The sequence below is a fragment of the Rahnella sikkimica genome (assembly GCF_002951615.1).
GTDB lineage: Bacteria > Pseudomonadota > Gammaproteobacteria > Enterobacterales > Enterobacteriaceae > Rahnella > Rahnella sikkimica.
Genome location: NZ_CP019062.1, coordinates 865,510 through 879,173 on the forward strand (window position 1 = coordinate 865,510; position 13,664 = coordinate 879,173).

General features: G+C 54.3%; 13 protein-coding genes and 1 pseudogene. 8 read left to right on the plus strand and 6 right to left on the minus strand.

The window, feature by feature from the left end:
• The first annotated feature begins 163 nt into the window (after positions 1-163).
• The 3 genes and pseudogenes from pgpB to lapB all read left to right on the plus strand — a co-directional run bounded on the left by pgpB (position 164) and on the right by lapB (position 2,660).
• Entirely contained in the window at positions 164-925 is a 762-nt protein-coding gene (pgpB, locus tag BV494_RS03855; protein WP_104921658.1) for a phosphatidylglycerophosphatase B, read from the plus strand.
• Positions 926-1,173: 248 nt separating this feature from the next.
• A pseudogene (locus BV494_RS03860) lies at positions 1,174-1,484 on the plus strand (LapA family protein).
• Between the two features lie 6 nt (positions 1,485-1,490).
• A complete protein-coding gene (lapB, locus tag BV494_RS03865) occupies positions 1,491-2,660 on the plus strand; it encodes a lipopolysaccharide assembly protein LapB (RefSeq protein WP_104921660.1) in 1,170 nt (389 codons plus the stop codon).
• Between the two features lie 79 nt (positions 2,661-2,739).
• Here lapB and BV494_RS03870 read toward each other — a convergent pair whose 3' ends face one another.
• On the minus strand, positions 2,740-3,027 hold the full coding sequence (locus tag BV494_RS03870) for an Arc family DNA-binding protein (protein ID WP_104921661.1): 288 nt from the start codon (positions 3,025-3,027) through the stop codon (positions 2,740-2,742).
• 190 nt (positions 3,028-3,217) lie between these two features.
• On the opposite strand from BV494_RS03870, the gene pyrF reads away from it, so the two are divergent.
• Together pyrF and yciH are read left to right on the plus strand one after the other, a co-directional pair.
• The gene (pyrF, locus tag BV494_RS03875) at positions 3,218-3,946 is read left to right on the plus strand and encodes an orotidine-5'-phosphate decarboxylase (RefSeq protein WP_104921662.1); all 729 of its coding nucleotides are present in this window, start codon (positions 3,218-3,220) and stop codon (positions 3,944-3,946) included.
• 12 nt (positions 3,947-3,958) lie between these two features.
• Complete coding sequence (yciH, locus tag BV494_RS03880) at positions 3,959-4,288, plus strand: stress response translation initiation inhibitor YciH (RefSeq protein WP_104921663.1); 330 nt, start codon at positions 3,959-3,961, stop codon at positions 4,286-4,288.
• A gap of 57 nt (positions 4,289-4,345) precedes the next feature.
• Here yciH and osmB read toward each other — a convergent pair whose 3' ends face one another.
• A complete protein-coding gene (osmB, locus tag BV494_RS03885) occupies positions 4,346-4,564 on the minus strand; it encodes an osmotically-inducible lipoprotein OsmB (protein ID WP_104921664.1) in 219 nt (72 codons plus the stop codon).
• A gap of 402 nt (positions 4,565-4,966) precedes the next feature.
• Here osmB and araD point away from each other — a divergent pair, with 402 nt between their 5' ends.
• Positions 4,967-5,662, plus strand: a complete 696-nt coding sequence (gene araD / locus BV494_RS03890) for an L-ribulose-5-phosphate 4-epimerase (protein ID WP_104921665.1) — start codon at positions 4,967-4,969, stop codon at positions 5,660-5,662.
• A gap of 1 nt (position 5,663) precedes the next feature.
• Here araD and BV494_RS03895 read toward each other — a convergent pair whose 3' ends face one another.
• From BV494_RS03895 to BV494_RS03905, 3 genes are all read right to left on the minus strand, one after another.
• Positions 5,664-6,407 carry a DeoR/GlpR family DNA-binding transcription regulator gene (locus BV494_RS03895; RefSeq protein WP_104921666.1) on the minus strand — a complete coding sequence of 248 codons (744 nt, stop codon included), beginning with the start codon at positions 6,405-6,407 and terminating at the stop codon, positions 5,664-5,666.
• Positions 6,408-6,470: 63 nt separating this feature from the next.
• Positions 6,471-8,903 (minus strand): formate C-acetyltransferase/glycerol dehydratase family glycyl radical enzyme, encoded by a 2,433-nt coding sequence (locus tag BV494_RS03900; protein ID WP_104921667.1) that lies wholly within the window; start codon positions 8,901-8,903, stop codon positions 6,471-6,473.
• Between the two features lie 5 nt (positions 8,904-8,908).
• Positions 8,909-9,808 carry a glycyl-radical enzyme activating protein gene (locus BV494_RS03905; RefSeq protein WP_104921668.1) on the minus strand — a complete coding sequence of 300 codons (900 nt, stop codon included), beginning with the start codon at positions 9,806-9,808 and terminating at the stop codon, positions 8,909-8,911.
• 143 nt (positions 9,809-9,951) lie between these two features.
• Between BV494_RS03905 and fsa the strand changes: the two genes are divergently transcribed.
• Positions 9,952-10,617 carry a fructose-6-phosphate aldolase gene (fsa, locus tag BV494_RS03910; protein ID WP_104921669.1) on the plus strand — a complete coding sequence of 222 codons (666 nt, stop codon included), beginning with the start codon at positions 9,952-9,954 and terminating at the stop codon, positions 10,615-10,617.
• A 249-nt stretch (positions 10,618-10,866) separates the two neighbouring features.
• Positions 10,867-11,865: a 2-keto-3-deoxygluconate transporter gene (gene kdgT, locus BV494_RS03915; RefSeq protein ID WP_104921670.1), complete on the plus strand. Its 999-nt coding sequence runs from the start codon at positions 10,867-10,869 to the stop codon at positions 11,863-11,865.
• 939 nt (positions 11,866-12,804) lie between these two features.
• Here the strand turns inward: kdgT and BV494_RS03925 are convergent.
• Positions 12,805-13,650, minus strand: coding sequence for an amino acid ABC transporter ATP-binding protein (locus tag BV494_RS03925; RefSeq protein ID WP_226790017.1), 846 nt, complete (start codon positions 13,648-13,650; stop codon positions 12,805-12,807).
• Between the last annotated feature and the right edge of the window lie 14 nt (positions 13,651-13,664).

The following is a 13,664-nucleotide window of genomic DNA, read 5'->3' on the forward strand; positions in this document are numbered from 1 at the left end:
TATTTTGCCACAGTTTGGTTTACTTTTTAGCGCGAATATTTGAACGATTAGTTCATAACTTATGAATTATAACCGCTTCTTCAACAATTCCCGCTTTAGGAATGTGAAGCGGTAACAACGTTGCTACACTCCAACTCTTTTATCAATGACGGAAGGGACGACTATGTTTGATATCGCCAGACGCACCGCATTCGGGGCTATTCTTTTGTTACTGATGCCCGCAGCGGTATGGCTCAGTGGCTGGTTATGGACGCCGGGCGGTAATCCATCGATTTTACTCCCGCTGTATTGGGTCACCGAAACGGTCAGTCAGCCCTGGGGGATTTTAACCACGGTGATCCTGTGCGGATGGTTCTTATGGTGCCTGCGTTTTCGACTTAAATCGGCGATTGGGCTGGTACTGATGATTTCTGTGGCGCTCCTGATCGGCCAGTCTGCAAAGACTTACATCAAAAGTGAAGTTCGCGAACCCCGGCCTTACGTGGCATGGCTGGGTACTGACCATCAGATGAACGTTGAGGAATTTTACGGTCTGAAACGTAAGGCGCGCAGCCAGCAGGTGAAAGACATTCTCGGCGATAACGTGCAGATCCCGCACTGGTTGAACAAAAGCTGGCAAAACGACACCGGCTACGCGTTTCCTTCCGGCCATACTATGTTCGCCGCGACCTGGGCGCTGTTAGGCATCGGGCTGTTATGGCGTCGTAAACACTACAAAACGGTCACCTTCCTGATGGTGTGGGCTGTTGCCGTGATGGGCAGCCGTCTGATGCTGGGCATGCACTGGCCGCGTGACCTGATGGCGTCTGTCGGTATCAGCTGGATCCTGGTCACGCTGGCCTGCTGGCTGACCGAACGCTTTATCGGGCCGCTGACACCCCCACAGGCGGAAAATCAGGAAATCGCCCAACGCGACGGGGAATAAACACCGGTCATTTCAAAGGGGTTTGACAAAACCCCTTTAATTCATCGCTTTCCGCCCCCATATCTCTTCCATAGCGTAAATTGCAGCGATATTGGCGACACGCCGCAAAAGCTGCACGAAGATCCAACAACCTGCACGTAAAGCCTCCGCAATGTTTCCCAGCTTTGTTTGGAAATGCTAACTTATTAGGTCGGGACGAGAGTTTTTGGCATAATTCATCCGGTACATCCGGCATTACAGGAATGAATGTGAAATATCTGCTGATTTTTTATTTTTGCTGGTCATCGTGGTGATTTCTATCACTCTGGGTGCCCATAACGATCAGACTGTGACCTTCAATTATTTGCTGGCACAGGGTGACTATCGTGTTTCCACACTGCTTGCCGTGCTCTTTGCCACCGGTTTTATCCTGGGCTGGGTCATCTGCGGTTTGTTCTACCTGCGTGTCCGTTTATCTCTCGGGCGTGCCCAGCGGAAAATCAAACGCCTTGAACAACAAATTGAACCCGCGGCTGCCGTTACGCCGCCAGCAGCATCTTATGATGTCAGCAAGGAATAACCCTCTATGTTAGAACTGCTGTTTCTGTTGTTGCCCGTTGCGGCCGCCTATGGCTGGTACATGGGGCGCAGAAGTTCTCAGCAGGACAAACAGGAAAATGCTAACCGCCTGTCGCGTGAATACGTAGCAGGGGTTAACTTCCTGCTTTCCAACCAGCAGGATAAAGCGGTCGACCTGTTCCTTGAGATGTTGAAAGAGGACAGCAGTACGGTCGAAGCGCACCTGACGCTGGGGAACCTGTTCCGCTCCCGTGGCGAAGTCGATCGTGCTATTCGTATCCACCAGTCGCTGATGGAAAGTGCCTCGCTGACCTTTGAACAGCGTTTGCTCGCCGTGCAGCAACTGGGGCGCGATTACATGGCCGCCGGTTTTTATGACCGCGCGGAAGACATGTTCAATCAGCTCGTGAAAGAGCAGGATTACCAGCTCTTTGCGCTGGAACAGTTGTTGATCATCCATCAGGCGACCAGCGACTGGCAGAATGCTATCGATGTCGCCGAGCGACTGGTCAAACTGGGCAAAGAAAACCGCCGCAAAGAAATCGCGCATTTCTGGTGCGAACTGGCGCTGCTGGCGATCGTTGCTGACGATTTTGATAAAGCCACTGGCCTGCTGAAAAAGGCAGCATCGGCGGATAAACTCTGTGCCCGTGTGTCTATCATGCAGGGCCGTATTTTCCTGGCGCAGGGCGAATACCGTAAAGCGGTCGATTCACTGCAACGCGTTCTCGAGCAGGATAAAGAGCTGGTCAGCGAAGCGCTGCCGATGATGCAGGAATGCTACCAGAACCTTAAAGATACGCTGGGCTGGGCTGAATTCCTCAAACGCTGTGTCGATGAAAACACCGGTGCGACAGCCGAACTGATGCTGGCGGAAATCATCCAGCAGGAAGAAGGGCGTGAAACGGCGCAGAACTACATTAACCGCCAGCTGCAACGCCATCCGACCATGCGCGTGTTCCATCACCTGATGGATTACCATCTGGCCGATGCGGAAGAAGGCAGGGCGAAAGAAAGTCTGGTTTTACTTCGGGACATGGTGGGCGAGCAGATCCGCACGAAACCGCGTTACCGCTGCCACAAATGCGGATTTACCGCGCATTCGCTGTACTGGCATTGCCCGTCATGCCGCGGCTGGGCGACCATCAAGCCTATACGAGGTCTCGACGGTCAGTAATTTTTCCCGTCATACTTCGCGTTGCAGGTGCCTTTATCACCTTGCTGCAACGCGAATTATTCAGGGAAATGAGAGGGGATTACTTCTTCTTACCGGTGGCTTTGCGGGCGTTAAGTAACGTACGCAGTTTCTTGATTTCTTTTGCGGTCAGCGCCGGTTCAGAATCTTCTTCAAGATGCTGATTATCAATCTCATGCTCGGTGGCTTTCGCCGCCTTTTTCCCCTTATGCGCCGCCGGATTAAAGCTCTCTTCCAGACGTGCAGCCACTTCCGCACTTAAAGAATGCTCTGCCTCAGCGGCGGCGTTCTTGATCAGTTCTTTTAATTCAACCGGAATTTTGACGGTCAGGGTTGTTATCTCACTCATTTTTCAGCCTTTCCTTAGAGTAAAGTTACAAGCTATGCCAGCGTTGTGTCGGCGTCTAGTGCATCACAAAAATTTAATAAAACTGTCACATTATGTGTAGCTGTGAATTCAGCCTTTTGCCATGTAAAATGCGGGCGGCAGAAAACAGGCTTTCCCTTCCTGAAATGAAAATACACCAGAGGCTGAAGACATGACGTCAGAAAATAACATTAACAACAACGACTTGAATTCATCACCTATTGTTGTCGCCCTCGACTACGCTGATAAATCTGCCGCGCTGGCTTTTGCAGACAAAATCGATCCCCGCGATTGCCGCCTGAAAATTGGTAAAGAGATGTTCACGCATTTCGGCCCGCAGATGGTGAAAGATTTGCAGAGTCGCGGTTTTGACGTCTTTCTGGATTTGAAGTTTCACGACATTCCGAATACCACGGCACACGCGGTTGCCGCTGCGGCGGAGCTGGGCGTGTGGATGGTTAACGTACACGCCAGCGGCGGTGCGCGCATGATGACCGCAGCGAAAGAAGCGTTGCAGCCGTTTGGCAAAGACGCGCCGTTGCTGATTGCCGTCACCGTGCTGACCAGCATGGAAGGCAGCGATCTTGCTGATTTGGGCATCACCTTGTCTCCGGCGGATTACGCCGAACGTCTGGCGCGCCTGACCCGTGACTGCGGGCTGGACGGCGTTGTGTGCTCCGCGCAGGAAGCCACGCGCTTTAAAGCCGCGTTGGGCCAGGAATTCAAACTGGTCACGCCGGGAATTCGCCCGGCGGGCAGCAAAGCTGACGATCAGCGCCGCGTGATGACCCCGCAGGAAGCGCTGGCGGCAGGTGTGGATTACATGGTGATTGGCCGTCCGATTACGCAGTCCGCCGACCCGGCGCAGACGCTGCGTGATATCCGTGCATCACTGCGATAAGCAGGAGAATTTATGAGTAATGACAATAACAGCCGGTTAGTCTATTCCACCGACACCGGCAGAATCGACGAGCCGAAAGCCGTTGTGGCGCGCGCGAAAGGTGACGGCATTGTTCGTATCGCACGTCAGACCAGCGGCCGTAAAGGGAAGGGCGTTTGTTTAATCACCGGCGTCGATATTGATGATGCCGCGCTGGAAAAACTGGCGGCCGAACTGAAGAAAAAATGCGGTTGCGGTGGCGCAGTTAAAGATGGCGTCATCGAAATTCAGGGTGATAAGCGTGATTTGCTGAAACAACTGCTTGAAGCGAAAGGCATGAAAGTCAAACTGGCGGGCGGCTGATGAAACAAGATGCTGCGCCTGTGATAAGCGCAGCGTCTGACTGTTTTTTTTCTGTTCTTATTTGCTGACCTGATGACCCACAATACCACCCACTGCTGCGCCGCCTAACGTACCTAATGTACTTCCGTCAGTCAGAATCGCACCACCAAGTGCACCGGCACCGGCACCAATCGCCGTGTTACGGTCACGTTTAGACCAGTTACCACACGCGGTAACAGACATCGCAAGAGTCAGAACCAGTGCAATACTGGCAACGCGTTTATTTACGAGCATCATAGTTATCTTCCTCAAAGGATTAACGTTCAGCATCATCAGTAAGTATAGGTAACATGCAGCGTTCTCACTGTATTTCACCTTGTGATCCCTCACGCACTTATGAGTTTCTGAGCTGTTCCGAACCTTTATTCATAATTCGACTCATCCGGACGCATTTTTGCAACCGTTAATTTAAAATAGTGAAATTAGTATTCATTCACTAGGTGAATAATCTTAATTCACCAACGGGCCGCACTCTCACCACACAATTAACTAAAGCAGCGCATCCCCTCTCCATGAATGTGGCATAAACGGGCACTTTCGCATTTGCAGCAGATCCTTACGCACTCTTTAGCGATTTGCCCCATACCGGCACCTGCCCGCCAACCAGACAATAAAGCCCCGACAGATGAGGAAACCAAGATGCTTAAACAACTGAAAGAGCAGGTGCTCGAGGCCAACCTGGCACTGCCACGCCATAATCTGGTGACCTTTACCTGGGGAAATGTCAGCGCCGTGGATCGCCAGCAGGGGCTGATCGTCATCAAACCGTCGGGCGTGGAATACGATCATATGGGCGTCGGTGACATGGTGGTGGTGGAGCTGGAAACCGGAAAAATTGTGGAAGGCAGCAAAAAGCCCTCTTCGGATACCGACACCCACCGCGTGCTTTACCTCAACTTCCCGCAGGCGGGCGGCATTGTGCATACGCACTCGCGCCACGCCACTATCTGGGCGCAGGCGGGCATTGATATCCCGGCCTGGGGCACTACGCATGCGGATTATTTCTACGGCAACATTCCCTGTACACGGCTAATGACCGAAGCGGAAATCGCCGGGCGCTACGAGTGGGAAACCGGTGAAGTGATCGTCAAAACGTTCGCGGAACGCAATCTCGATCCGGCGGATATCCCGGCGGTGCTGGTGCATTCACACGGGCCTTTCACCTGGGGGAAAGATGCCGATAACGCCGTACACAACGCGGTGGTGCTGGAAGAAATCGCCTACATGGGCATTTTCTCCCGCCAGCTCACGCCGAAGTTGCCTGATATGCAGCCGCAACTTCTGGATAAACATTATCTGCGCAAGCACGGCAAGAATGCCTATTACGGCCAGTAATTCAGCCTACCAGACTGACTTTAATGCCTGAATTCGTCAGTTGCTGCCGGAACGTTTCCGGCAGTGCTTCGTCAGTAATGACATGGCTGAAAGCGCCGACCGGACCGAGTGGATTGAGATTGATCTGGCCGAATTTCGAAGAATCCGTCAGCACGATATTTTCCGCCCCTTTCGCCACAACCGTATTCACCACGTCGGCGCGCAACATATCACGGCCGGTAAAACCGGTGGTGTCAGTAAATCCGTCAATCCCGATAAAGGCTTTGCTGAAATTCATTTGCTGCAGACACAACCTGGTCAGCGGGCCGACCACCGTCTGGCTGGTCTTCTGATACATCCCGCCGAGCAGCACCACGTCACACGGCATACTTTTCAGTAACGACGCCACATAACTGCTGACGGTAATCACCGTAAGATTCTTTTTGTCCGCCAGATATTGCGCCAGCAGGGCGATACTGCTGCCGCTTTCGAAGAATACCGTTTCGCCATCGTGGATTAACGACGCCGCGAATTTGGCCAGTTTTTGCTTCTGTGCGAAGTTCGACATCATTCGGGTATCGACGTCATCCGTCTGGATCGCAACCGCAAATCCGTGGGCGCGGCGCAGGTAATGGCGCTGCTCCAGCTGATTGAGATCGTGACGGATCGTCACTTCTGAAACCTGACAAATCTGTGAAAGCTCGCTCACGCTGATCCGCTGTTTATCGTTTACCCATTGCAAAATAATTTGCTGTCTGTCGTTCATAAATGCCCAAAAATACGGGCAGCGCAGGCTGCCCGTCAGCTGAAGTGAATTCTGTTTCGAAGATTACAACGTATGTTCCGTTCGCGCGATAATATCATCTTGCGCTTCCGGCGATAAAGCGGTGAAGAACGCCGAATAACCGGCCACGCGCACCACCAGATCCCGGTAGTTTTGCGGTTCCTCACGCGCTTTCAGCAACGTCTCGCGGGACACAATATTGTACTGCACGTGCCAGCCTTTATGATCCTCAAAGAACGTCCGTAACATCAGCATCAGCGTCTGGCGGTCGGCTTCATTTTCAAGCGATGCCGGATTGAGTTTCTGATTCAGCAGTACGCCGCCCAGAATCGCCCCGGTCGGTAATTTCCCCAGCGAGTTAAACACCGCCGTTGGCCCCAGATGATCCGTTCCGGACGCCGGGCTCGCGCCTTCGGCCAGCGGCGTGAACGCTTTACGTCCGTCCGGTGTCGCCGTGGTCGCCGCGCCAAACGGCACGTTAGCGGAAATCGACGACGTCCCGGCGTAATACGTGCCGCCAACCGGGCCGCGTCCGAAACGCGTGTTGTGATAATTCGACAGCTCGTCGATGTAGCACTCGTAGGCACGTACCAGAAGAGTATCCACGCCGTCATGGTCGTTGCCGTACTTATCCGCGCCGTTGATCAGCCGCTGACGTAAACGCTCGCCGTCCAGTCCGTCGTAGTCGGACGCCAGCGCATCCGCCAGTTCCTGCTGCCCGACAGAGCCCTGTTCGAAGACCAGCTTTTTGACCGCCGCCAGGCTGTTGCCGAGATTGGCAATTCCGACCTGCAAGCCGGAAACCCAGTCATATTTCGCGCCGCCTTGTTTGATGGTTTTGCCGCGCTCGATGCAGTCATCGACCAGCGCCGAACACAAAATATCCTGCGCGTTTTCTTCCAGAACGGTATCGACGACGCATTCGATTTCAATCGATTTACGCGTGTAATAGCGGATCTGTTCATCCCACTGCGCGAAAACCTGCTCAAAGTTTTCAAAGTTGCCTTTAGACAGCCCGCGTTCCTGCGGCAGAAATTGCGACTGGCTTTTGGCGTCTTGTCCCTGTTCCAGCGCGGCGAGCATGACGCGGGCAAAGTTGATGAAACTCATGCCGGTGCAGCGGTAGCCCCATTTCCCGCCGACGGCGGTTTCGATGCAGCCGATGGCGGCGTAATCGTAGGCATCTTCTTTCTCCACGCCGAGCTTGATGAATTCAGGGATGACAATTTCATCGTTGTTAAACGCGGGCATCCCGAAACCGCAGCGGATCACCTGCACGCAGGCATCGAGAAAATCACTGCTCATGCCCGCGTGATAACGCACGCTGAGGTTGGGCTGCGTGGAGCGCAGCTGACCGCACGATTCCAGAATAGCGTAGGAGAGCGGATTAACGGCATCGGACGCCACGCCGTGATGCAGTTTCTGGCCGCCGATGGTGACATTCTGATACAACGGGCTGCCCGCCGACGCTTTGGAATGCGTACCGGAGCGGATTTTGTTCACTTCCAGCAGTTTCAGCCAGCAGCTTTGCAGCAACTCAATGGCGTGGTCGCGCTCCAGCGTTTGCTCAAGTTCGACGTCACGGCGGTAGAACGGATACAGATACTGATCCATGCGGCCAAACGAAACGGAATGGCCGTTGGATTCGATCTGCAAAATCAGCTGGATGAAATAGCACAGCTGCAACGCCTGCCAGAAGCTGTCCGGGGGCTGACGGGCAATCACGTGACAGTTTGCGGCAATCGCCAGCAGCTCATCGCGGCGGTTCTCGCGCGGCTCAGCGGCGGCCATTTCCTGCGCCAGATCGCCAAAGCGAACGATATGATCGCTGACGGCGGCCAGCGTGATATCAATCGCTTTCAGCAGTTGCTCTTTATGCAAATCTTCCCAGTCGGTCAGATTAATGCGGCTGCGGCGTTCATCGACTTTATGGCGCAGCCCGTCCAGCCCCAGTTCGAGCAGTAGCGGGAAATTCACCGCCAGATGGGCATCGCCGGACGTCATATTGCCTTCGGCTTTTACGATGCCGCTGTCGAGCAGTGCTATCTGCTCATCGGTAAACATGCCGTAGCAGCGATCCTGCACCGTCTGTCCGCGCCACCACGGGCAAATTTCGTGCAGGACATTCTTATTCTTATCACTCACCGCGAAACCGGCACCCGGCCGGTCGGCCAGCGCATCGATTTCGTTTTCAATCCAGCCGACGGTGTATTCCGGGAAAATCGGCGCGGCACGCACTTCACTGGCCTGATTCCCGACGATCAGCTCGTCATGTTTGATCCAGACCGTCCGCTGTCTGAGATGTTCAGCCAGCGCCAGCGCGCGGCGGACGGCCAGCGGTTTATCCGCATGTTGCTGATAAACCTGCGTGTAATGCTGTGCGCGTTCGGTACATACCGGCGGTTTCCCGATGTGGATTAGCGCGTTTTTATGCGCGCGGATGCGGGCGGAGAGGGTATTCAGATTCAATGTCGTCATTATTTTTATCCTCTTAACTGGGCACAAAGACCTTTTCCGGCGGCGTACTCTTCGGCAAACGTCAGCAGATCCGGGTCATTTAATGGCTGGCGCGGGGCCAGATAGGGTTCGCCGAGCAGGAGGTATTTATTGATGCCCAGCGTGTGATAAGGCAAAAAGTGGATGGCTTCGCAGCCGGTTTCCGCTGCGGCAAAATCCACAATCTGGCGGATGGACGCACGGTCGGCGTTGAAATCGGGGATCAGCGGGACACGGACAATCAGCTTCTGACCGGCAGCGGCCAGACGTCTGAAATTGTCCATCACCCGTTTTGCCGAGCCACCGGTCAGCCGTCGGAACGGCGCATCAGCGACGTGCTTTAAATCCGCCAGCAGCAAATCCAGCGCGCCGAGAGAAGGCTCGATATATTTCCAGGGAACGTGCAGACAGCTTTCTACCGCCGTGTGCAAACCCTCGTGGTGACAGCGTTGCAGCAAATTCAGCGCCGTCTGCGGTTGCATAAAAGGCTCGCCGCCGGAAAGCGTAACGCCGCCGCCCGTGCGCTGATAAAACGGCTTATCGCGCAAAATCTGCTGCATCAGGCTTTCCATACCGGCCTCTTCGCCGCAAACGCTCAGCGCACCGGAAGGGCAAACCTGTTCCATCTGACATAAATCCTGCGCAGAGAACGCCTCGCGACGCAGGCGAATTTCGCCATTTTCTGCGGACACCGCGTGGGGAAACGCCTGCGCGCAGTGCTGACAACCGGCGGTACACAGACGCGTATCAAACAGCACGTCGGGTTTCTCTGAACGGCTTTCCGGGTTCTGGCACCAGGTACAACGCAGTGAGCAGCCCTTGAGAAAAACCACCGTGCGGATCCCCGGCCCGTCGTGGGTGGAATAACGTTGCACATTAAAAATCATCGCGATGCTTCCTTAAATATTTTCTTTCGCAATTAAAATACTTTCATTCGAAAGTCATTTTGATGATGATCAATAAATCTGCCGCTTGCGGGGGTACACTCTCCGATACTTTGCATTCGCTCACAGGTTTTAAGGAGAAGGTTATGGAGTTGTATCTCGATACTGCCGATGTCGTTGCGGTGAAACGTCTTTCACGCATTCTGCCGTTGCAGGGGGTCACCACGAACCCGAGCATTGTGGCGAAAGAGGGGAAATCCCTTTGGGAAGTGTTGCCTGCGCTGCGAGACGCGCTCGGTGGAACCGGCAAGTTGTTTGCCCAGGTGATGGCGGCGGATGCAGAACAGATGATCGCCGAAGCCCTGCAACTGTCGCAGCGCGTGCCCGGTTTAGTGGTGAAAATCCCCGTGACGGCGGAAGGTCTGGCGGCAATTAAAGCGCTGAGAGTGATGAATATCCCGACGCTCGGCACGGCCGTTTACGGTGCAGGTCAGGGGCTTTTATCCGCGCTGGCGGGAGCCGAATACGTTGCGCCTTACGTGAACCGTCTGGACGCGCAGGGCGGCGACGGCATTGCGATGGTCAGAGAATTACAGACGCTGCTGAGCCTGCACGCGCCGCACTCAAAAGTGCTGGCGGCCAGTTTCAGAACGCCGCGTCAGGCGGTGGATTGCCTGCTGGCGGGCTGTCAGTCCATTACGTTACCAGTGGATGTCGCCGAGCAGCTTCTCGGCACGCCTGCGGTTCAGGCGGCGGTGCAAAAGTTTGATGCCGACTGGCAGCAGGCGTTCGGCACGACGTCCATAAGCTAAAAATTCCCGGCATTTCAGAAACCCGCACAGGCAACTGCTGCGGTTTTTTTTGTTTTTGTGCCGTAGAAAAATCCGAATTTGTGATTTCGCACCGAAATTAAATATTGACGAGAATTTTTATTAAAACTACAGATCTAAAAAATAGAAACAACGTTTCAATTTATGAGTCGCATCACTTTTATCACCCTGAGAAATGGATAACGTAGCGACATTCTGAATGTCCGTTACTTTTAAATCAGGTGAAAAATTATGCACATTAAACGAGCAATAGAAAAAATCCCAGGCGGGATGATGTTAGTGCCTCTCTTCATTGGTGCGCTTTGCCATACCTTTGCGCCTGATTCCGGTAAATATTTTGGCTCCTTCACCAACGGTCTGATCACCGGCACCGTGCCGATTCTTGCCGTCTGGTTCTTCTGCATGGGGGCGTCGATAAAACTGAGCGCCACCGGGACGGTTCTGCGTAAATCCGGCACGCTGGTGGTGACAAAAATTGCCGTCGCCTGGATTGTTGCGGCGGTAGCTTCGCGCTTTATGCCGGAAAACGGCGTCGAGTTTGGCTTCTTCGCCGGGCTTTCCGTGCTCGCGCTGGTCGCGTCCATGGACATGACCAACGGCGGGTTGTACGCCTCAGTTATGCAGCAATACGGTACGAAAGAAGAGGCGGGCGCATTTGTGCTGATGTCTCTGGAATCCGGCCCGCTGATGACCATGATCATCCTCGGGACGGCGGGCATTGCCTCGTTTGAACCGCACGTTTTCGTCGGTGCCGTCCTGCCCTTCCTGATTGGATTTGGTCTGGGGAATCTCGACCCGGAATTACGCGAATTCTTCAGCAAAGCCGTTCAGACGCTGATCCCGTTCTTCGCATTTGCGTTGGGTAACACCATCAACCTGACTGTCATCGCACAAACCGGTTTGTTAGGTGTATTGCTGGGTGTGTCAGTCATTATCCTGACCGGTATTCCGCTGATTCTGGCCGATAAATTCATCGGCGGCGGCGACGGAACCGCAGGCATTGCCGCCTCCAGTTCCGCGGGTGCCGCGGTTGCCACGCCGGTGCTGATTGCCGAAATGGTGCCACAGTTCAAACCCGTCGCTCCGGCTGCGACGGCGCTGGTCGCCACGTCAGTGATTGTCACCTCAATACTGGTGCCGATTCTGACCGCGATGTGGTCGCGGAGAGTGAAGAATAAAGCCGTGAAAGGCAAAGTCGCGATGGATCCGCCGATGGCGAGTGTGAAGTAGGCTGAACGGGGGGCGTTCAATCACCCTGACATGAATATGACCGGGAAAGTTTCGGTTTTTCACTCGCCGTGAGGGCTAGCAGATGATCGAGAAAGTTTCGGTTTTCACTCGCCGTGAGGGCTGGCAGATGACCGAGAAAGTTTCGGTTTTTCACTCGCCGTGAGGGCTGGAAGACGACCGAGAAAGTTTCGGTTTTTCAATAACTGTGATCAATTAACTCCCTGCGCCGAAACCGACAAAAGAGGGCTATGACGAGCCCTCTTTTGAATCTCCGCGTCTTTTTAACTGCGCGCTATCGCTCGCTGGCTATGTTTCAGCAGCTACAGTTATTGCCGCGAAAACTTGCCGCTGCGCGGTTCCCTTGCTCGGTTTCGAGCCATAGGTCTCGAAACACTTCACTCGGCAAGCTTTCTGAAAGCGGCCACTGACTTTTTCATATATAACAATCTGTTGGTTTGCTCCTCCCCCTGCGAAGGGGGAGGCTGGGAGGGGGTTTAGCAGGCCAATGAGTAGCCAAAACCAACACCCCATCCCGGCCTTCCCCTCGTGATAGGGGAAGGAGCAAATCAAAAACCACCGGCATCAATCTTCCGAATTACATAGCCAGTGGCCGCTTTCAAAAATCACGCTGAAAGGAGAGGTGGAAAACCGCGTATCTTTTCGCGCGGTTTGTAATCCGACGGGAAGGAACCGCACAGCGGCAAGTTTTCGCGGCACTAACCAGAGCCGCTGAAACATAGCCGGCGAGCGATAGCGCGCAGTGAAAGAGCCCGGGATTTTCAAGGGGCGCGGCGACAGGCGCTCCTTGAAGCCAGTTTGGGTGGCAACCCAAGGTTTTGAACTTGACCTTAGAGCCAGTTTGGATGGCAACCCCAAGGTCTTGAACTTGACCTGAGTTAAGCCCTCACTGCAAGTGAGAAAAACCAAAATTTGCCAATCTTAAAGCACCTTCTCCAGGAAGGCTTTCGTCCGCTTATGCACCGGCCGGTCCAGCACCTGCGTTGCACTTCCGCTCTCGACAATCGCGCCGTCCACCATAAACACCACCTGATCGGCGACCTGTCGCGCAAAGCCGATTTCATGCGTTACCACCACCAGCGTGACGCCGGATTGGGCCAGTTTTTTGATGACGTCCAGCACTTCGCCCACCAGCTCGGGGTCGAGTGCGGAGGTGGGTTCGTCGAACAACATCACTTTCGGGTTGAGCGCTAAGGCGCGGGCGATGGCGATGCGCTGCTGCTGGCCGCCGGAAAGATGACGCGGCCAGGCGTGGGCTTTTTCGCGTAAACCGACGGTATCCAGCAGCTCAAAAGCGCGGGCAATGGCCTGTTTACGGTTCAGCAGACCGTGAACGACGGGCGCTTCGATAATGTTGTCCAGCACCGTCATGTGCGGGAATAAATTGAAATTCTGGAAAACATACCCGACGTGAGTGCGCTGTTTGAGGATCGCACGTTCTTTCAGCTCGTACAGCGTGTCGCCTTTGCGACGGTAACCGATGTAATCCCCGTCGATCTGGATAAACCCTTCATCGACGCGTTCCAGATGATTGATGGTGCGCAGCAGGGTGGATTTCCCCGAGCCGGACGGGCCGAGAATGACCGTCACCGTGCCGGGTTCGATACTCAGGCTGACGTTGTCCAGTGCTTTGTGCGCGCCGTAGAATTTGCTCAGGTTATTGATCTCGATGCGCCCGACGGTGGCGGCCTGCGGCTGTCGCGGAAACAACTGTTCAACGGACGCGTCATGCGGCGTTTTTACGAATAAATCAAAGGCTTCAGACATAGATTTCTCCAGAA

Excerpts from the sequence above, each read along its gene's own strand:
- lapB (WP_104921660.1), top strand. The coding sequence starts at position 1,491 with ATGTTAGAACTGCTGTTTCTGTTGTTGCCCGTTGCGGCCGCCTATGGC.
- pgpB (WP_104921658.1), top strand. The coding sequence starts at position 164 with ATGTTTGATATCGCCAGACGCACCGCATTCGGGGCTATTCTTTTGTTA.
- yciH (WP_104921663.1), top strand. The coding sequence starts at position 3,959 with ATGAGTAATGACAATAACAGCCGGTTAGTCTATTCCACCGACACCGGC.
- kdgT (WP_104921670.1), top strand. The coding sequence starts at position 10,867 with ATGCACATTAAACGAGCAATAGAAAAAATCCCAGGCGGGATGATGTTA.
- BV494_RS03895 (WP_104921666.1), bottom strand. The coding sequence starts at position 6,407 with ATGAACGACAGACAGCAAATTATTTTGCAATGGGTAAACGATAAACAG.
- BV494_RS03905 (WP_104921668.1), bottom strand. The coding sequence starts at position 9,808 with ATGATTTTTAATGTGCAACGTTATTCCACCCACGACGGGCCGGGGATC.
- BV494_RS03900 (WP_104921667.1), bottom strand. The coding sequence starts at position 8,903 with ATGACGACATTGAATCTGAATACCCTCTCCGCCCGCATCCGCGCGCAT.
- osmB (WP_104921664.1), bottom strand. The coding sequence starts at position 4,564 with ATGATGCTCGTAAATAAACGCGTTGCCAGTATTGCACTGGTTCTGACT.
- BV494_RS03925 (WP_226790017.1), bottom strand. The coding sequence starts at position 13,650 with ATGTCTGAAGCCTTTGATTTATTCGTAAAAACGCCGCATGACGCGTCC.
- araD (WP_104921665.1), top strand. The coding sequence starts at position 4,967 with ATGCTTAAACAACTGAAAGAGCAGGTGCTCGAGGCCAACCTGGCACTG.
- pyrF (WP_104921662.1), top strand. The coding sequence starts at position 3,218 with ATGACGTCAGAAAATAACATTAACAACAACGACTTGAATTCATCACCT.
- BV494_RS03870 (WP_104921661.1), bottom strand. The coding sequence starts at position 3,027 with ATGAGTGAGATAACAACCCTGACCGTCAAAATTCCGGTTGAATTAAAA.
- fsa (WP_104921669.1), top strand. The coding sequence starts at position 9,952 with ATGGAGTTGTATCTCGATACTGCCGATGTCGTTGCGGTGAAACGTCTT.